Source organism: Thalassotalea ganghwensis, from assembly GCF_053485795.1.
In genome coordinates this window covers 99,324-119,573 of the sequence record NZ_JBQRUM010000003.1, presented here as the reverse complement: position 1 = coordinate 119,573, position 20,250 = coordinate 99,324, and the positions used below count along the sequence as shown (strand labels likewise).

At 39.5% G+C, this 20,250-nt stretch carries 13 protein-coding genes; 8 read left to right on the top strand and 5 right to left on the bottom strand.

Annotated elements, in window-relative coordinates:
* Nucleotides 1–117 precede the first annotated feature (117 nt).
* The 3 genes from ACSLUH_RS04080 (at nt 118) to ACSLUH_RS04070 (ending at nt 4,564) form a co-directional block, all read left to right on the top strand.
* Nucleotides 118–1,698, top strand: a complete 1,581-nt coding sequence (locus ACSLUH_RS04080) for a DUF418 domain-containing protein (RefSeq protein WP_448564872.1) — start codon at nt 118–120, stop codon at nt 1,696–1,698.
* A 256-nt stretch (nt 1,699–1,954) separates the two neighbouring features.
* Nucleotides 1,955–3,619: a M1 family metallopeptidase gene (locus ACSLUH_RS04075; RefSeq protein ID WP_448564870.1), complete on the top strand. Its 1,665-nt coding sequence runs from the start codon at nt 1,955–1,957 to the stop codon at nt 3,617–3,619.
* Nucleotides 3,620–4,564 (top strand): tetratricopeptide repeat protein, encoded by a 945-nt coding sequence (locus ACSLUH_RS04070; RefSeq protein WP_448564868.1) that lies wholly within the window; start codon nt 3,620–3,622, stop codon nt 4,562–4,564.
* Here the strand turns inward: ACSLUH_RS04070 and ACSLUH_RS04065 are convergent.
* Nucleotides 4,561–5,979, bottom strand: a complete 1,419-nt coding sequence (locus tag ACSLUH_RS04065) for a hypothetical protein (RefSeq protein ID WP_448564866.1) — start codon at nt 5,977–5,979, stop codon at nt 4,561–4,563. The genes ACSLUH_RS04070 and ACSLUH_RS04065 overlap by 4 nt on opposite strands.
* Before the next feature lie 238 nt (nt 5,980–6,217).
* Here ACSLUH_RS04065 and ACSLUH_RS04060 point away from each other — a divergent pair, with 238 nt between their 5' ends.
* Both ACSLUH_RS04060 and ACSLUH_RS04055 read left to right on the top strand, forming a co-directional pair.
* Nucleotides 6,218–7,084, top strand: coding sequence for an SPFH domain-containing protein (locus ACSLUH_RS04060; protein WP_448564864.1), 867 nt, complete (start codon nt 6,218–6,220; stop codon nt 7,082–7,084).
* Nucleotides 7,085–7,130: 46 nt separating this feature from the next.
* A complete protein-coding gene (locus ACSLUH_RS04055) occupies nt 7,131–7,322 on the top strand; it encodes a type II toxin-antitoxin system antitoxin (protein ID WP_448564862.1) in 192 nt (63 codons plus the stop codon).
* A gap of 276 nt (nt 7,323–7,598) precedes the next feature.
* Here the strand turns inward: ACSLUH_RS04055 and polA are convergent, their stop codons facing one another.
* Together polA and ACSLUH_RS04045 are read right to left on the bottom strand one after the other, a co-directional pair.
* Nucleotides 7,599–10,343 (bottom strand): DNA polymerase I, encoded by a 2,745-nt coding sequence (gene polA / locus ACSLUH_RS04050; RefSeq protein WP_448564860.1) that lies wholly within the window; start codon nt 10,341–10,343, stop codon nt 7,599–7,601.
* A 642-nt stretch (nt 10,344–10,985) separates the two neighbouring features.
* Nucleotides 10,986–12,374, bottom strand: a complete 1,389-nt coding sequence (locus ACSLUH_RS04045) for an ATP-binding protein (RefSeq protein ID WP_448564858.1) — start codon at nt 12,372–12,374, stop codon at nt 10,986–10,988.
* Nucleotides 12,375–12,743: 369 nt separating this feature from the next.
* On the opposite strand from ACSLUH_RS04045, the gene ACSLUH_RS04040 reads away from it, so the two are divergent.
* A complete protein-coding gene (locus ACSLUH_RS04040) occupies nt 12,744–15,641 on the top strand; it encodes a M64 family metallopeptidase (protein WP_448564856.1) in 2,898 nt (965 codons plus the stop codon).
* A 77-nt stretch (nt 15,642–15,718) separates the two neighbouring features.
* Here the strand turns inward: ACSLUH_RS04040 and ACSLUH_RS04035 are convergent, their stop codons facing one another.
* Nucleotides 15,719–17,797 carry a TonB-dependent receptor gene (locus ACSLUH_RS04035; protein WP_448564854.1) on the bottom strand — a complete coding sequence of 693 codons (2,079 nt, stop codon included), beginning with the start codon at nt 17,795–17,797 and terminating at the stop codon, nt 15,719–15,721.
* 328 nt (nt 17,798–18,125) lie between these two features.
* Here ACSLUH_RS04035 and ACSLUH_RS04030 point away from each other — a divergent pair, with 328 nt between their 5' ends.
* The gene (locus ACSLUH_RS04030) at nt 18,126–18,302 is read left to right on the top strand and encodes a hypothetical protein (RefSeq protein WP_448564852.1); all 177 of its coding nucleotides are present in this window, start codon (nt 18,126–18,128) and stop codon (nt 18,300–18,302) included.
* A 6-nt stretch (nt 18,303–18,308) separates the two neighbouring features.
* A complete protein-coding gene (locus ACSLUH_RS04025) occupies nt 18,309–18,740 on the top strand; it encodes a DUF4177 domain-containing protein (protein ID WP_448564850.1) in 432 nt (143 codons plus the stop codon).
* Between the two features lie 112 nt (nt 18,741–18,852).
* On the opposite strand, the gene gorA is transcribed toward ACSLUH_RS04025, so the two are convergent.
* Nucleotides 18,853–20,205 carry a glutathione-disulfide reductase gene (gorA, locus tag ACSLUH_RS04020; protein WP_448564848.1) on the bottom strand — a complete coding sequence of 451 codons (1,353 nt, stop codon included), beginning with the start codon at nt 20,203–20,205 and terminating at the stop codon, nt 18,853–18,855.
* Nucleotides 20,206–20,250: the final 45 nt, after the last annotated feature.

Here is a 20,250-nt window from a genome sequence, read left to right as displayed (position 1 = left end):
TCAACACAACTATCAATCAAAATTAATCTCTTACGTTTCAATAACTTAATATTGGCATACTAAATGCCTAGTACCTGATAACTAAGTAAATTATAACTAAAAGATGTAGGAAGCATTATGGATACACTAACGCAGCAACCTTCGACTGCAACACTTGCACCAGTGAGTGACAAAAGTCGAATTCAGGTGATGGATCTACTCAGGGGTTTTGCCCTGATTGGGATCATCTTTATGAACATAGAATGGTTTAATCGACCAATTTCCTCTTTAATGATGTTTGATCAAACACAAACCGGTGTTGATTGGGGAGCAAGCTGGCTGATTAAGGTATTTATCGAAGGCAAGTTTTATAAACTCTTTTCGCTACTATTTGGTATGGGTTTCGCGGTGATGTTGTTAAACGCGCAAAAAGCCGAGCGACCATTCGGTGCTATGTTTACACGACGTATGTTAGCACTATTTGCTTTTGGTATGGCTCACATGATTTTTTTATGGGGCGGCGATATCTTACATGACTATGCAGCAGGCGGTATGTTATTGCTTGGCTTTGTTTTCTTACTACGTACTAAACGTCTGCAAAAATTCAATACCCCACAAGCCTTTGTCAAAACCGGTTTAACACTGATTATCTTACCGATCATTATTGCGGGTTGTTTCTCAATTTATTACGGTGTCAGCCATAACGGCGCGGATATCGAGAAAAAATGGCAAGAACGTCAGCAGGTCGTCACTGGCGCTCAAGAAAAACTCGATGAATTTAAGCTAAGTGAAGAGTATCTATCGATAAGTTTGGCAGATGCGTTGGCACCTCCAGTTCAATCAGATGAAATCAATGAAAATACTGAAGAAGCAGCTACCAGTGACGCAGAAGTGATCCAAGACACGCAAACGACTGCCGATATTGAAGACGTTGTTAAAAGCGAAGAGAGTGAAGAAGTAGCCGAAGAAGAAAGTATCGCCTCTCGTATAGAAAAGCGTTTTGAGCGTAAAAAAGAAAAAGAAATTAAACTGAGAAAAGAAAGCTTAATTTTTAGCGAAGGCAATTACTGGGAAGTAACTAAATACCGGACTAGTTTCGCAATTGGAGAGCTTGCCAAAACTCCGGTGATGGCATTTATCATCACCTTACCGTTGTTTATGATAGGTTACTGGTTGGTAGCCAGTAAGAAACTTGCAGCGCCCGAAAAGCATAAAGGCTTGTTTGATTTAATGTGCTACGGCGGACTTACCCTAGGTTTAATCATGAATTTGGCAGCGGTCTTTATTGCATTACACCCAGTCACCAAACAAACACAAATTTTGCAAATAGCAGGCAACAACCTGTTCTTTTATGGCCAATATATTCTTTGTTTTGGGTACGTCGGCATGTTTGTAAAACTGGCTCAAAAAGCATGGTTTTTAAAGGCTTTTGCTTGGTTGGCTCCTTTAGGGAAAATGGCATTAACTAATTACATTAGCCATTCGGTTATTTTAACGTCGATATTCTATGGCTACGGCGCAGGTATGTTTGGTCAAGTGCCTCGTGGTGAGCAAGTATTAATAATCCTTGCTATATTGATCGGTCAAACAATCTTTAGTTACCTATGGTTAAGGTACTTCCGTTTCGGCCCATTAGAATGGTTATGGCGTTCATTTACCTACCTTAAATGGCAACCGCTAAAATTAGCAGAGCCAACAGGTAAATTACAAACCGCGTAAGGGCTAAATAGCATTGCGCAAAGAGCCGCTAAAGCGGCTCTTTTCTTACGGCCACAAAAGACAATCCGCCAAAAAACAAATAAGCAACTTATTTTTGCTCCTAAGAAGCAAGCGATGCACATATCTTAACATCAACTTCTGTCGTACTATCGTTTGAAGCGTACCTTTTAACGCATGCTAATAGTTTGTACTACTAATTTATGGTATTAGTAATACAAACTATCATCAATCCAAATTTAGTAATTGGAACCTATTCATGAAAGCACTCTATTCAGCCTTATGCATAGCAGCTCTTAGCCTCTCAAGTGCTGTCGTAGCGAGCGATTTATTTGCTCAAGATAATACAATTTCACGTCAGGATATTTTAAGAGGCTCGATCACACCGGAAAGGGCTTGGTGGGATTTAAGTCACTATCATCTAGCCATCAACGTTGATCCTAAAACCAAAACTATTCGTGGTACTAATACCATTAGCTATCGTGTTTTATCAGAAAGTAAACGCTTACAACTCGATCTACAAGCTCCTATGGCGATCGATAAGGTGAGTCAAAATGGCAAGGAATTAACAATAGATAAAGACGGCTATAGTTATTTTGTTAACCTCGAAGCGCCTCAAGAGATAGGTGCTGAAATGAAGCTCACCGTCGAATTTTCAGGAGAGCCCGTCGCAGCAAAGAGAGCGCCTTGGGATGGCGGTATTACCTGGACAACAGATAGTAACGGCGTCGACTTTATTGCCTCATCAAATCAAGGGATTGGTGCAAGTATTTGGTGGCCTAATAAAGACCATGCCTATGATGAACCAGATCTTGGCCTTACCATGAGCGTTGAAGTTCCAGAGCATCTAGTGAATGTATCCAATGGTAGGCTCATAAAAACAGAACACAACGAAGCAAAAAAAACCAAAACCTACCATTGGCAAGTGGTTAACCCGATCAATAATTATGGGGTAAACATTAACATAGGGGATTATGTTCATTTTGGCGAAACCTATCAGGGTGAAAAAGGCACACTCGATATGGATTATTGGGTACTCAGAGAAAATTTAAATAAAGCCAAAATCCAATTTAAAGAAGCAAAAAGTACCATTGAAGCATTTGAACATTGGTTTGGCCCGTATCCTTTTTATCGAGACAGTTTTAAAATCGTTGAAGCACCTTATTTAGGGATGGAACATCAGAGTTCGGTAACATACGGCAACGGCTACCAAAATGGCTATTTAGGCCGTGATAGAAGTATGGTTGGCCCAGGGTTATTATTTGATTTTATTATCGTGCACGAAACAGGTCATGAATGGTTTGCTAACAATATCACCAGTAAAGACATTGCTGATATGTGGATTCATGAAAGCTTTACGAATTACTCTGAAAGTTTGTTCCTTGAATACCACTTCGATAAAGAAACCGCATTTAAATACATTCGTGGTCAACGCGTGAATATTCAAAACAAAAAACCTATTATCGGCCAGTATAATGTGCACCGTGAGGGCTCTGGAGATATGTATGATAAAGGCGGAAATATGCTTCATACCATTCGCCAAATTATTAATAACGATGATAAATGGCGCCAAATACTTAGAGGCTTAGGTAAAACTTTTTACCACCAAACAGTAACGACCGAACAAATTGAAAGCTATATTAATGAACAGTCCGGAATCAACTTTGATAAGGTTTTCGATCAGTACTTGCGCGACGTTCGTCTACCAATGCTCGAATATTTACAAACAAGTAAAGGTTTACTTGTCCGCTGGGGAAATGTTATTGAAGGATTCGAGATGCCTGTTAAACTCTTTATTAACGGTAAAGAACAATGGCTCTCCCCTACCCAATCTTGGACGACCATAAAAAATGTTGAAACGGATGCAACAATCGAGGTAGATCCGAACTTTTACATTGGTACGTTAGATTTATTGGGAAATTAATTGAGTAAAAAACACATCGCCACTAAATTTGTAGCGCTTTTAGTGGCGCAAAGCTTCTCTTTTTCGCTGGCAGCTAACAATCTAGATACAAAAACACTCTCACAAATCAATGAGGCCTGTACATTTTCGCCTAAAGAATGTTTGATATTACTTGATCAACATTTACCAAAGGTCACTGAAAAAAGTCACCTTTGGTATGATTTATTGCAAAATCGTTTTAATGCATTGTTTGATCTTCAACTCATGGAAACATTACATGAAGAAACCAAAGCTTGGATAAATACAAAAGCGCCGTTTTCATTTCAATTGACGATTTTTATCTACTATGCGAAAACCAGTATCACCTATGAAGGAAGAGATGTCGCATCAAAATACGCTCAACTTGCCAAAGAAAAACTTGAGCAAATGCAGGAAGCTTTCCCCTCACCAATGAGGCTTGTCGAGCTTGCTAATGTGCAGATGCAATTAGAAGAGTTTCAAAAAGCTTATGAGCTACTCCTCAGTGTCGAAAAAAAATACCGTCAAAGTAAAGATTCCCACTTTATGATGGAACTTTATGGCAATTTGGCACATGTCACCCGACAATTAGAGTTACATCAGCAATCTTTAGACTACTGGCTTAAAACCGTGCCATGGGCGTCGAAATTTAATAATAAACAACAAATTGGTACGGTACTCTATAACCTTGCCAATGCTTATTCGACACTAAACCAACTGGATTCGGCAGAAAGTTATTATATTGAAGCGATAGCCTTTGCAATGGCAGCTGAAGACTACGCAAAAACTTCAGAAGCGCAATTTCAATTAGTAAACATTAAAGTTGCTCAAGAAAAATATCACGATGCAAAAGTGACACTTGAAGGGATCAACCTCGATTACCTACCGTTAATACACTTAAACAAATTACCTGAGTTAATCGAGTTATTAAACAAACATAGCGATTAGTAATCAAGACTACGTATTTTGCGACGATAACGTATATTGAACACCACAGAGATTAATAACAAAAAGGCAATAACACCGCACGCTATGGTGAGCTTATTCACCAGTTGTTCCTGCGTCAAAATATTACTCATCATATCTTCTTTAACCGAGTTTAACATTTGCTCACGATCTGCTACGGATTGTTGAAAGTTGCTTTCCATTTTGTCAAAGTAGCTTTCGTTATCTTGTTTTAGTTGCTCAATGAGGTGCTGATAACGTTTTTCCAACCAAATATTAGCCGATTTATGGTCATCTAAATGTTGATAGGCCTCAATAAATACCCCATAAGCATCCTTTAATGTACTGGTCATATTAGCTTTTTTAATTGTCTCTAAAGCGTTGTTAAGTAGATCAAAGCCTAATTCACGTTCATTTAAATAAACATGCGACAAGCCCTGATTTAACTGACAAATGGCAATTAAAGTATCATTCTCTATTTTTTTTGCAGTTTCAATACAACGTTTGGCTCGCTCTACACCTAACAGGTAATTTTCATTTCGAAGAAAATAGTCTGAAAGATTGGCATAAATAGAAGCAAGTATTTCTATATCATTTGATTTGATCGCATACTCTTGCGCTTTTATATACGCCTGTAATTCATCCTCTTTTTGGTTTAAATAACTCAAGGTAATCGCACGATTAATATAGTTTGCGGCCAATGCTCGAATATCTTTTCTCGGCTGCGCTTCGAGCATTTGAGTTACTTTATTCGATGCAACTAAGGCTTTTTCGTATTCTTGACGATCTAAATACAAAGTCACTAAATTTAAGTAAATATTGCTTGCTCTGCGCTCATCACCGTTTAGTTCAAAAACTGTCAATGCTTCAGTAAAATCTTGAAGCGCATCAGCGCCTTTATTAAGCTTACTATAAAATACCGCCCGCAGTGCTTTGGCTATCGCAACTAAGTATTCATAATCGAGCGCCTCGCCCAATTTAACCGCCTGAGTTGCATAATCAGCGCCTTTAATAATGTTTCCTTGACGCATAGCAATTGCTGCTTTTTGAGTAAAATATAGGCCTAGTATCCAATCATTGCCGAGCCTAGTTCCCAATATATGCAGTTTATCTAACAATTCTTTAGCTTCGGTAAAATTTGACATTGCTGAATAAACCGAGATGTATGCGATATATTGAGCCACTTCGTACTCGATACTTTTCGCTTTTATCCCCGTGTCAGCCAATACATCTAATTGTTGTTTCGTTAAAGCGGGGTCAAACTGTGCATTTTCTGCAAGCTCTAATAGCTGTTGACCTTCAATTGTTTGCTTCAACGAGTAAAAGGGGTCAAAAGATTCGTCTTCAATTTGTTGCGCATTGGTTAATGCAACAAGGCTTAGCAGTGAAGATATAACCAGCAAGCGAACATACAACAAGGCTTAGCTACCCCTTAAAAAATTAACGAAGAAAATGTGGTTTGGTATTGTTCTAAAATATGAATGAATTCAATATAAAATGCAATTTTACTGTCAAAAAATCACCGAATTTAACATGCAAATTAACACAACAAGCCCTCAACAACGCACACTTAACAACTTATAAACTTGCACTTGACAAAATGGCAAAGTGATATCATATTGATATCACAATAATACTAATGTTAAGGATATCGTTATGATCAAAGAAAAAGCAGTGAAAGCGCCCAATGGAATTGCCTTTATTGGCGTGTTACTTATTTTACAGATTGCCGCAGGGGCTGTCATAGCCTCAGGCTTGTCCGGTAAGTCAGGATTACTTGTGATTGTCGGATTAATCAGTTTTATCACGGTTTTTATCTGTTGGTTTGGGTTTTACATGGTCGCGCCAAAAGAAGCGCGTGTAATGCAACTCTTTGGTAAATATGTAGGCACGGTAAGTGCCCCCGGACTTAGATGGTCCAATCCATTTTTTACCAAAATGAAAGTTTCGACCAGGGTCAGAAATTTTGAAAGTGGTAGATTGAAAGTTAACGATAAAAACGGTAATCCAATCGAGATCGCTGCTGTTATCGTGTGGGAAGTTGTCGATACAGCCGAAGCAGTTTTTCAAGTGGATGATTATGAAGATTTCGTCTCTATTCAAAGTGAATCTGCCCTTCGTAACTTAGCAACAAGTTATGCGTATGATAATCATGAAGATGACGAAATATCGTTGCGAAGTGATCCCAATGAAATATCTGAAGCATTGAAAAAAGAAGTTCAAGATCGTTTAGAAGAAGCAGGCGTTAATGTCATTGAATCTCGCATCAGTCATCTCGCTTACGCAGCAGAAATTGCCAATGCTATGCTCAGACGTCAACAAGCCATGGCGATTATCGCCGCTCGCCAAAAAGTAGTTGAAGGCGCCGTAGGAATGGTAGAAATGGCACTCACTCATCTTGCTGAAAGAGATATAGTAGAACTCGATGCCGAGCGAAAAGCTGCAATGGTCAGTAATTTGTTGGTGGTATTATGTAGTGATGAAGCCGCTCAACCAGTGGTTAACACCGGTAGCCTATACTAACAAATAGCGAAGATGATGAATTACTTACTATTTTGTAGGAGCGAATATGGCTAAAAAAGCTTATCCCCTGCGCATCAATGAGGAAATTCTTAATGCTATGCAGCATTGGGCCGATGACGAACTGCGTAGCCTAAATGCACAAATAGAATATGTTTTGCGAGACGCGCTAAGAAAATCGGGTCGCAGCAAGCCAAAAGCTATCGAACCGATAATCGATCCATTGGATGATGACAATTAAAACTGCATAGCATGGCAAATTGTTATCGGTAGTGGGCGACTTTTAGCATTGCTAACCGCAATGTAAATAAATTACAAAAAATAGACGTGATATAGAAATAAAAAAGCCGACAACATCCGTTGTCGGCCAAGCTATGAGGAAAGCTAGAATATACAAATTATTACAACAAGCGTCCTAAGTAGGAACAAGGCTATTATAGAGTATCAACTCTAAACGTCAAGAAAAAATGTAATAAAATTACATTTAAGTAACTTGATTACCAAATTGATAGCTCTACTAGTGTGCTTGCTGCCAGTTATCCCCTACTCCCGCTTCTGCGATGAGCGGCACATCGAGCTTGACAGCGTCATTCATGATTTCAACAAGTTTCTCAGTAGTCTGGTCAACAATATCCTGATGGATCTCAAATACTAATTCATCATGAACCTGCATGGTCATAGTAATGCGTGAGTCTTGTTGCTTTTCAATCCAAGCATCAACAGAAATCATCGCCTTCTTAATAATATCTGCGGCTGTACCTTGCATCGGGGCGTTTATTGCTGCTCTTTCAGCTGCTTTACGGCGCATGGCATTTTTTGACTTAATATCAGGCAAATATAAACGACGACCAAATAATGTCTCTACAAAACCTTGCTCGGAAGCTTTTTGACGCGTTTCTTCCATGTACGTTAATACACGTGGATAGCGCTCAAAATATTTATCCATATATTCTTGCGCTTGTTGTCGCCCAATATCAAGTTGTTTGGCGAGTCCAAATGCAGACATGCCATAGATCAGACCAAAGTTTATTGCTTTAGCACTACGTCTTTGGTTACTCGTCACTTCATCTAGAGGTGTAGCAAAAATTTCACTGGCCGTTGCTTGGTGAATATCTCGCCCTTCTGAAAACGCGGCCAATAAACCTGGGTCTTCCGATAAATGCGCCATAATCCTCAACTCTATTTGAGAATAATCTATTGCAACAACCTTGTGGTGCGGCTTAGCAATAAACGCCTGACGGATTTTACGGCCTTCTTCACTTCGAATCGGGATGTTTTGTAAATTCGGATCCGTAGATGAAAGTCTACCGGTAGCTGCAACGGCTTGCTGATAAGAGGTATGAACCCGACCTGTCTGCTTATCAACCATCAAGGGTAATTTATCCGTGTATGTTGATTTAAGCTTACTGAGTCCGCGATGTTCTAGAATGATTTTAGGTAGTGGATAATCTAACGCTAATTCCTGTAACACTTCTTCGGCTGTAGATGGCACCCCTTTTGGCGTTTTCTTGGTCACTGGCAATTTCAAATCTTCAAATAGTATTTTTTGCAATTGCTTCGGTGAACTTAAATTAAAGCTTTGACCGGCAATATTATGCGCTTCAATCTCAAGCTCAGATAAACGCGTTCCTAAATGCTGACTTTGCTCAGCCAGCAGATCACTGTCAATTAATACGCCAGTACGCTCCATTCTCGCCAGAACTGGCATTAATGGCATCTCAACCAAATTAAATATCGCTAACTGTCCAGGTGACTTAACCAATTTAGGATATAAATGCTGATGCAAACGCAATGTAATATCAGCGTCTTCAGCGCCATAATGACTGGCTTTATCTATATCTATTTGATTAAACGTTACCTGCTTAGCACCTTTGCCAGCAATATCTTCAAAATGAACCGTTTTCATGCCAAGGTATTTCTCTGCAAGCGCATCCATATTGTGACGACTGGCAACACTGTTATAACAATAAGACGCTAACATCGTATCAAACTGAATGCCTTGCATATTGATCCCGTAATTAGCTAGCACATTGGCATCGTATTTTAAGTTTTGTCCGATTTTGGCAACGGTTTTACTCTCAAGTAGCGGTTTAAGCTTCGCTAATACATGCTCTTCGCTAAGTTGTTCTGGCGCACCTTGATAATCATGATTAATTGGGACATAAGCTGCTTTGCCCGCTTCAACACTAAATGAGACGCCAACCAACTTAGCTTGCATATAGTTCAAGCTGGTTGTTTCTGTATCAAAAGCAAAGATCCCTTTATTTGAAATTGTTTGCAACCATGTATCCAACTGCTGCTCTGTGAAAATTGTCTCGTAATCTGTTGTTATCGCACTATGGTCAACAGTATCTTCTTGCTCAATAATCTCTGGTACGGCTACTTCTACTTTCTCATTGGATGTTAATTCAGCGAGTAAACGGCGCAATTCAAACTTACGGTAAAGGCCAGCGAGTTTATCAACGTTCGGTTCTACAGGTAAAAGCTCCTTAACACCGACCGCTAAATCTACATCTAACTTTATCGTTGCAAGCTCATATGACAATGGAAGGTGGTCTACTGCCGCTCTTAAATGTTCACCAATCTTGCCCTTAACGCTATCTGCGTTAGCAATAACATTATCGAGTGTTTCATGCTCTAACAGCCACTTTACCGCGGTTTTAGGACCGCACTTATTGACCCCTGGGATATTATCTACCTTGTCACCCACCAAGGCTAAATAGTCAATAATTTGATCTGGGCGTATGCCAAATTTTTCGATAACACCTTGGACATCAAGTTCAACATTGGTCATGGTATTAATTAAACGCACATGCTCACTTACCAACTGAGCCATATCCTTATCGCCGGTTGAGATAACGGTTTCAATACCCGCTTGCGTTGCCTGATGAGCTAAGGTACCAATAACATCGTCTGCCTCTACACCCTCAATCACCAGCAAAGGTAATCCCATCGCTTCGATAATTTCATGCAAAGGCGCTATTTGTGAACGCAGATCATCCGGCATTGGTGGTCGATTAGCTTTGTATTCTGGATATAGGTCGTTACGAAAGGTTTTACCCTTGGCATCAAATACAACAACGATATTGCCATTTGGATAGCTTTTTTTAAGGCTGTTGATCATATTCAGCACACCGGTGATAGCACCAGTAGGTTGGCCGTCTTTAGTTGAAAGAGCTTGCAAATAAGGTACATGATAAGCCCTAAATAAATATGAGGAGCCATCAACTAAAATAAGAGGGGATAATTGCGCTTGAGTCATAAGCCATTAATCGATTACCAAAATTTGACGCTAAGGATGCCACAAAGCTAGCTTGCTCTCTAGCAGTTCGAACAATTTATTTGATGAATACCACATTAAAAAACGCACACCTGTGGATAACTTTGTTGAAAACAATAGCAAACGCTTCCATCTGAATAAAAAAGATAGAAATAGAATCATGTGCAAATTATTGTTTTAAATGAAGAAAGGTAAGAAAAAATCCGTTTCTATCACATTTAATTATTATTTTTTTATATGTGGATAAAAATGTTACTGAGTAATTTTTTATTTAAAAAAAACACAGACTTTTTATCTAAGGACGATAGAGGTTACCAGAATTTTTAGTGATTACTACCCCTAAATTAAAATATTTTTTAATGAGTTTTTCCCAAGCAAATAACAAAAAAATATAAGCCGCAATTTACCTGTTCTCCATTTAAACGAGAATTAATTCTTATATTAAAAAACTCTTTAAAGATTATTTTTATACATCTTTATTCTACTAACTTTTTATTCGCCGGACGTTTAAAAAGACAGTATTGAAATAACGAGGGGGTAAGGATGAGCCCTTGAATAAATGATTAATTAACAGAAGTAAATTTTGTCATACTTACGGTCAAAAACAGGGACAACATCAAGATGTTACTTTGCCGCTTCAGCAAGAAACTTGATGACAAATTTAGCACCTAAACCAAACTTTCCTTGATAACTTATCTGACCATTTAAGGAGTGGGTCACCAGATTAAAAACAATATGCATACCTAAACCTGTCCCTCCCCTTCCTCTTTTTGTGGTGTAGAAAGGCTCGAAGATATGACCTACATGCTCATCAGCTATTCCTGTTCCATTGTCGGCGTATGCAAGTTCTACCTGGTTATCATCATCAACAGTTACACTGACACTGATTTCCCCTTGAGGTTTATTTTCGAAGCCATGTTTCAACGAATTCATATATAAGTTAGTTAAAATCTTCGTCAGCACTTCTTGGTCTTGATAAACATATAGGTCATCAGGACATTGACAATACACTCGATAACACAGTTTTTCTTGCTCCGTTTGAAGTTGCGAAAATATATTTTTGATTTCTTGCCCTAATTCAAATTTACAGCGTCGTAAACCTTCATTAAGCACAGCGACTTCTTTAAAGTCAGCGATCAAATTTGCGGCTCTAATCAAGTTAGCATTAAGTAGTTCAAAGGTATCGGCATTGCGCTTTAAATGCTCAAATAATTGTTTTCGAGATAACTGCCCTTGCTCCAACAAAGCCTCTATTTCATCGCTATAATCCTTCATTGAAGTACCCGCAGTTACCGCTATGCCAATCGGCGTATTAATTTCATGCGCTATTCCTGCAACTAAGCGCCCCAATGACGCCATTTTTTCCACTTCAACTAGTTCATTTTTTGCTTCCGTTAATAGTTTTATCGATTGCTGAAGTTCTTTCGTTCTATCTTGTACTTGTGCCTCTAGCTCTTGCTGATGTTGATACAAGCGCTCGTTTGCTTCCATTAAATCAACACCTAATAAACGAATGCTATAGTAGACCACTGAAAAAATGATAATGATGACAATTGCTGATTCTAGCCCGCTGCCACTGAGGTAATGTGTATGCCAACCAAATTGATTCACCAACCCCATTATTAAAACATTGACCAATATCAGCGCTAACATCACCTTAACGACAATGCGAGACCCGGTTAGAATTCCAAAAGTAATTAGTGCCGGAAAAATTAATAACGCTTCGTCTCTAACGCCCTGATTTAACCAAGCCAAAGACAACGCCAACATGGTTAAAACGCAGGTAATCACATTAGCGGCTAGGTCTAAATTTCCCTTACGTGCATAAAAAAATGCGATAAACAATAAACTAAAGAAAAACACGATCAGCGCTAAATTACGCCAATCGCTATTCATGATCGGTTGAAATAAGGCAAGTAATAGTGCGAATTGAGACACCCAAAAAACTTGAAGAATGCGTTTCTTGCGCTCTTTGTTTTTGATAGAGACTAACGGCTTTTCTATTTCTTCCATCGAGTGGTAAACCACAATTTGACAATAGTTTTACTATAGCCGCTGTTAACGGTTACTGCGAGTTAACCCCCTATGCGAACGTCAATATCTAGTCATTGTACCTTTTTGGAATTTTTAAACGGCTCAATAGCTTGCCTCAAAAAGTGTTGTTTTTTTAAACATTGATGTCATTCATTTCACCATTCATGCCTCACAATCAGCAGTAAACTTCATCAGCCCTTTATCAATTCCTATGACCAATCTACACTGAAATATTACTAAAATTTAACATTTTAGTAATAAAAAAATCATAAAGCATTATTGGGATCTACCTGAAACCCATTTAGGTTTCCAAGTGCAATAAAAACTATAAATAAAGGAGAGAATACCATGTTCAAAGCTGTAAGGAGAGTTGCGCTGCTAACAGCAATGTTTGCAAGCTCGCTCGCTTTTGCTGCAGAGCAAAGCCGGCATCTTAGTGTGAAAATACATAACCATACTAAACAGGCACAACAGTTTGCGGTGCAAACTAACCCATTACTGGCAAACAAATTAACCAAGGCCAAACCAACGCCCAGTAAAACCATCAATTCTGAAAAAGATATGGTGGTTATTGGATTTGATAAAAATGGTAAAGAACTTAGTCGTCAAGTGATTTCAAACCCTCTCTATTTTAGAGCGGAAGTGTTCGATCAGCATGATGGTTCTATCGTTTTTGCCAAAGATGTTAAACGTGATTCTGCACTACTCAATATTCGTGTACCAGAGCACAAAGAACTCCACTCAATTGCGATTTATGAAGTAGAAAAACATTTAGGTGAATTTACCCTCAAACAACTGCAATCACTTAGCTTAGATAACATTGCGAGTTCAACAAAAAAGTCAATCGTTAGCGAAAGTGCAGCATCACAAGCAGAGGGTGTATTCAAAATAGTTGACAATGGAGACTCAAACAACCGCGTTGATTTAGTCTTTTTAAGTGAAGGCTATACACAAAGTGAATTGCCAAATTTTAGTGGCGATGTCGAGCGCATCGTTGAAGGTTTTTTCAGAGAGTCTCCTTTTTTAGAGTACATAAGCCTATTTAATGTATGGCGTGTAGAGGCAGCTTCACAAGTTTCTGGAGCTGGCACTAACGGCCAACCAATCAACACTCGCTTTGGTGCAAACTTTGGTTGTTATAACATTGAGCGTTTGCTTTGTGTCGATGAAAATAAAGTACTGACCTACATTAACAGTGTATTGGAGAGCCAAGAAGCAGATCAGGTCATTGTTGTTGTCAACAGCCAAACCTATGGTGGCGCTGGTGGTCAAGTTGCTACGATGTCGTTAGCAGATGCTGCGATTGATATCGCAGTTCATGAAATCGGTCACACATTAGGTAAATTGGCCGATGAATATGATTATGGTACATGTAATTCAGCCGAGCCAAGTGAAGCCAATGTAACCACCAACTCAAATGGTGCTAAGTGGTCTCATTGGAATAATGTTGCTAGCAATGTCGGTGCCTATGAAGGTGCTAGGTATTGTAGCAGTGGCATGTATCGCCCAACAGAAAACTCAATGATGCGCTCACTTGGTCAACCTTTCTATGAAGTTAATACCGAAGAGCTCATTGTTCGTTTTTATGGCTATGTCGACGGTATTGATAGCTTCGCTCCTTCACAAACTAACTTATCGGTAGAAGGTGAACAAACGTTCACTGTAACCACCGTTGAAGCAAGCCCTTCAACCACAGAAGTAACCTGGTTTGTAAACAATGAACAAGTCGCTACAGGTAAAAGCTTCACGTTATCTTCTAACGATTACCAAGATGGTGCTTATACCATTCGTGCGCGAGTAAAAGACACTACAGATGCGGTGATCAGAGATACTAATAACGTCACTGAAACGAGTCAAAGCTGGCAAGTACAGCTAACGGGCTCAACAAGCTGTAATATTGGTGCGCCTAGCCAATTATCAGCAAGCAACGTTCAGCAAACCAGCTTTGATCTAGACTGGAGCGCTGCCTCTAATGCTAGTTCATATGAAGTTCAAGTTAACGAATCAGGTTCATGGCGCACCAAGCTAACTACGGAGCGAACTAACGCTGCCTTATCTGGCTTTGCGCAAGGTCGTCAAGTAGAAGTTCGCGTTAATGCGATAAGTAATTGTGGTTCAAATGCATCAACCGCTATAACGGTGCAGTTGCAATCAGATCAGCAATGTAATCTTGGTGAGCCTGGCGCAATAACAGCAAGCAATATTACTGACCGCAGCTTTACCGTAACTTGGGGTGCTGCTGCTAATGCGAGCTCTTATAACGTACAAGTACTAGACGATGGTGTTTGGCGCACGCAAGCAACGACGTCAAGTACGAGTGCAGACTTAAGCGGTTTTGAAGCAGGTAGCAATGTGCAAGTTAGAGTGCAAGCAGTTAGCGATTGTGGCGAAACGCTCACTTCGGTATTTACTGTAACGCTATTAACTGATCCTGCTTGTGATCTAGGTACTGCAGAAAGACTTTCTGCAAGCAATGTCAATAGCACCAGTTTTTCTCTGACATGGAACGCTGCTGAAAATGCACAAAACTATAAAGTACAAACATTAGAAAATGGTATCTGGCGCACTAAAACAACGACAACAAATACCAACGCTAACCTCACCGGTTTTGCCGAAGGTCGTGATGTTGAAGTTCGCGTTGTTGCTGTGGCATCGTGTGGTGAAACTATCTCTGCCACCATTGTTGTTAATCTTATCAAAGATACTACTTGTGACTTAGGTACGGCAGAAAGATTGAGTGCTAGCAATGTAAATACAAACAGCTTCTCATTAAGCTGGAATGCTGCAGCCAATGCTCAAAATTATAAGGTACAAGTATTTGAGAATGGTACTTGGCGCACAAAAGTGACAACATCAAACACTAATGCCAACTTATCTGGATTTACCGCCGGCAGTGATGTGCAAGTGCGAGTTGTTGCTGTAGCAGACTGCGGTGAAACTGAATCTGCTTCGCTAACGGTTACCTTAGAAGATGAACCTGCACAATGCGAGCCTGCAGTACCTACTAACTTGGCATTCCAAGATTATTTTTCTTACTATGCAACAGGAAGTTGGACAGCTTCTGAAGGAGCGACTTCTTATAGTGTGCAAGCTTGGAATGGTTACAACTGGCAAGAAATTACCACGACATCAAGTACAGATACTGGCTGGTTTTACAGCTATGGCTATCAATACTTTAGAGTAAGCGCTAGCAACTCATGTGGTAGCAGTGAATACAGTGATTATGTAAAAGCGACAGCTTACTAACCCTTAAGATACCAGTTGCCAATAACCAAAAAGCCAACCGCTACTTTACGGTTGGCTTTTTTATCATTGAATACATGTTAATATTGATACTCAAGTCCAAGAACAACGCGACGACCGGGTAACGGATAGTCTGACTCTATTTGATTGCTTGGCGTGTAATACTTTTCATCTGTTAGGTTTTCAATCGATAGATTCCAATTAATGCGTGGTTGATGTAATTGATACCTAAGCATCCCTTTATACCAAACGCTTGAAGCTAAAGGTGTTCTAATATCGTTATTATTACGGCCTTGACGTCCAGTATATAAAGCGAAAATATTCATATGCCATCGTTCAGTCAATTGATAATTCAATGATATTGAACCAAAGCGCTTTGCATAATGCGGTTGCTGTTCTCCCTTTTTATCTTCACTGTTTACATGGCTCGCATTCACCATCAGATCAAACTTATTATTCAATCGCCACCGAATATTAACTTCTGCACCATAACCATCTAACTCGCCAACATTTTTTGCCACAGAGCCTTTACCTGAGCCATCATCAACGTATTGATACATTTGTGTTGCGCTATAACAATACAAGCTGATATTTGTAATTAAATTCTCATTAAATTGATAAGATAAATTAAACTCATGCGTCGATATTTTTTCTGGCTTAAGGTTTGGGTTTCCCAAATTAACCGGATTGTTTACGGCATAGAGATCAAAAAATGCTGGTGCTCTAAATGCTTTACCACTGAATATTTTAAACGTGAGTTGCTCATCAAACTGCCAGACAACTCCAACACGAGGATTAGTTGTTGTTCCAAAGTCACTATAGTGATCGACACGCAACCCGAGATGGACCATAACATCGGAACTTATCTGCCATTGGTCTTGCAGCGATAAAAACTGAAAATAGCGATTTTTGTATGGAAGGTAAGAAAATTTAGTATTAGTGACATCTGTCAGGGTGCCGTCAACCAACGTTTCACTACCATTTAATACGCCACGTCCAAAATTTTTTTGCTCTGTTGGTTTATGTTGATGCTTTTCATAACCAATCTGCCAACGTATGTGATGGTCATCATAACTGTTGGTTTGCGATATATTTACATTGGTTAGAATTGATGTTTTACCAGGATGTCCAATGACTCCGTCACTGAACAAGGTAAAGGTCGTTGGCTGAACAAAATTAATATTACCGTCGCTACCAATTGGCATGATTGATCCTGGTGGGAAGATATTAATCGGATGGAAGTAATATTGCTTCTGGTACCACGATTGAAAAACCACGTCTCCGAATTTTTTATCGTTTTTAAAAATATAATGCTTAAAGTCTAGTAATAAATTATCAACCTCATTACTGCCGGTCGGATCTAATGCCTCCGCCACACCTTGTCCTGTTCCGTAGTGTCCTTTTAAATTGTGTAACGTTAAAGCACTTAACGAATTTTGAATTTTTGCTTGAAAACTAAAGACTTCTTGAGACAAATCAAATCGGCCAGGAGCTAAGCTGGCATTAATGCCAAAGGCTTTGTCTAGTTGGCTTTGTAAATCTGAATATATGATACGCTGTGGGTCATCATCATAATGATGATAAGAAAGAGAATAGAAAAACTTAACACTTTCTTTCTCTCCTGAGCCTGTTAAAGATAATTGTTGAGTGTCAAAGCTACCAATTTTGGCAACAATGTCGATGGAATCACTTAACTCATCATTAGGCACTAAATTAATAATACCGGCAAAAGCATCCGCACCATAGGTTGCTGAACCCGGACTTCGCAATACTTCTACACGCTTTAAGCCATCAAGAGGAATATCAAGCGCTGGCATAGATCCGATATTAATACCATTGAGCGGAATGCCATCATATAAAAGCTTTATCTGTTGAGTAAAAGCACCTCCCAACCCTCTTATTATTGGCTTCCACTGGGCAGTAGAACGATTTACATAACTCAGTTGTATTCCTGCTACGCCCTTAAGTACCTCAGTAAGCTGAGTGTAACCTTGTGCTTTCCATTCAAAAGCCTCTATCACAGTCACTGATGCTGGCGCGGTTTCTAAAGAACTATTATAACCTGTCGCTGCAGTAACGACTTGCACATTAAGTAGTTCAGCTAAACTGAGCGAAAAAAATTCTCGATCTTCTGCTTCTGCTGAACACTTAAAGCTCATTAAACAACTAAAAAGGAATAGCAACAATGGCGATATTTTTTTTCGACATGTTGGAAAGCTATGCTTTGTAGTAATAGGGATGTTCATTAAGCAACCATTTATAACTTATACTGAAGCTAATTATAGCTTACTCCATAATGTTAAAGCGCTAAATAGCTTAGTTATTCATGTACTAATAACGACGATATGTATTCAACTTTTCCATGAAAATCTTTGTTTTTATTAATGTAATTAAAGCTGTCGTATAACTGTCGATAAATCGCCGTAGCACTGTCGACATCAATACGACAAATTTAGTGTCGTCAATTTAATACTTTAGGAATAAAAAATGAAAGAATGTAAAAAGCATGATAACTTCAAGACAAAGCGGTTGTTAAGCAGTTTCGCTTTACTTATCGGCTTTACGTTGTCAGTTGGTCCTAGCATTAATAGTTACGGCGCGGCATTTTGTATCGCACTGCCAATCTCCATTGCCTTATACGTTGGAATGAAAAAAGAAAAGTAGTTTATTATGAAAATTGATGCTGAACTTGTTGTTCAATTACGCCAAAAAAAATTATGGTCGCAAGAAGAATTGGCCATATCTTCTGGCCTAAATTTGCGCACGATTCAGCGAATTGAGCGTGAAGGGGTGATTTCATTACAATCAAAAAAAGCACTTGCTGCCACATTTGATATTGACGTTTCCACATTGGATTATATCGAGCAAGAACAGGTGACTCGCTATGAATATAAAACCGTTATCCTGAAAAGTGATATCTCTTGGATGTCAGCTTGGGGAAAAAAGGATAAAGACGAAGGACCATTCGGAATTGATAATGCGATTAACCAGTATGCATTCGAAGGTTGGAAAGTACACACTGTGACATATGGTACCAGTGTCCATGGTGGCGCTGGCCAAGTTATGTTGCTTTTAGAGCGGCAGCTTACGACAACAAGCTAACCTAATACTTCTTGCCGTAAAGCATAGAGATAAGAGTAATATAGCAATCAACCTTAACTCCTAAACTAAAGGCTAAGGTTGATTGTTCCACTATACCTATTCGATTTAAGGCTTACATTGTCACAAATTCTTCTGCAGACGTTGGATGTATCGCCACGGTGTTATCAAAGTCTGCTTTAGTCGCCCCCATTTTCATTGCCACGGCAAAGCCTTGCAATAATTCGTCACTGCCAAAACCAATTGAGTGAATGCCAACGATTTTCTCTTCTTTACCCACACAAATAAGTTTCATCCGTGTAGGGTCTCGAAAATCTTCAGTGATCGCTTGGTATAAAGCGGTAAACTGAGAATTATATACTTTTACTTGTTGTTCGCCATATTCAGCGATGGCTTGCTTTTCAGTTAAACCGACAGTACCAATAACGGGGTGACTAAAGACAACGGTTGCAACATTTTCGTAATCTAGATGTTCATAGGGTTTGTTGTTAAATAGGCGTTCACACAAACGTCTGCCGGCAGCGACAGCGACAGGTGTCAATTGAACACGCCCGGTATTATCCCCTACGGCATAGATACCATCTATATCGGTATTTTGATACTTATCAGTTGGAATATAGCCGCGTGAATCCAACTCAATGCCGGTTGCTTCAATGTTTAAATTATCTGTTGCTGGCGCACGACCAATTGCCCAAATTAGCGTATCAACCGGACCAACTGATTGGCCATTTTCCAAATGTATCGTTAAGCTGCCATCGTCATGCTGCTCAACGCTCTTTGGCACACTGTGATTGTGCAACGTTGGGCCATGTTTCGCCATTTGCTCAACCAAGGTATCGGAAAGCATGTCATCAAAATCTCGCAATGGTTTTTCTTTGCGAACCAATAAATGTGTTTCACTACCAAGCGCATGCAGCACACCTGCTAGTTCAACAGCAATATAGCCGGCACCGATCACAGCGACACGCTTTGGCTGCTCAGTTAATGCGAAGAAACCATCTGAATCGATTCCTAACTCTGCCCCAGGAATATTGGGTATACTCGGGCGGCCCCCGGTTGCGATACAAATATGATCAGCACTGTAGCGCTTGCCATCAACTTCTACGGTGTTTTTATTGATAAACTTGGCAAAACCGTTAATGACAGTTACGCCATTGTTATCAAAACCTCGCTGATAAGCACCATGAATACGTTCAATATAAGCCTCACGATTAGTCACTAGCGTTTGCCAATTAAAAGGGCCTCGTTCAATGTTAAAGCCATAATCGGCTGAATAATTTAAGGCATCAGCTATTTGCCCCGCATACCACATTGCCTTTTTAGGCACGCAGCCAACATTAACACAAGTGCCGCCAATCGCTTTTGCTTCTATTACAGCAGCCTTCTTACCTAACTTAGCGGCTCGGTTTGCTGACGCGATACCACCACTGCCGCCACCAATGGCGAGAAAATCAAAATGCTCAATCATAATATTGCCTTTATTTTCATTTTAATCAGATATAGGAACGAAAAG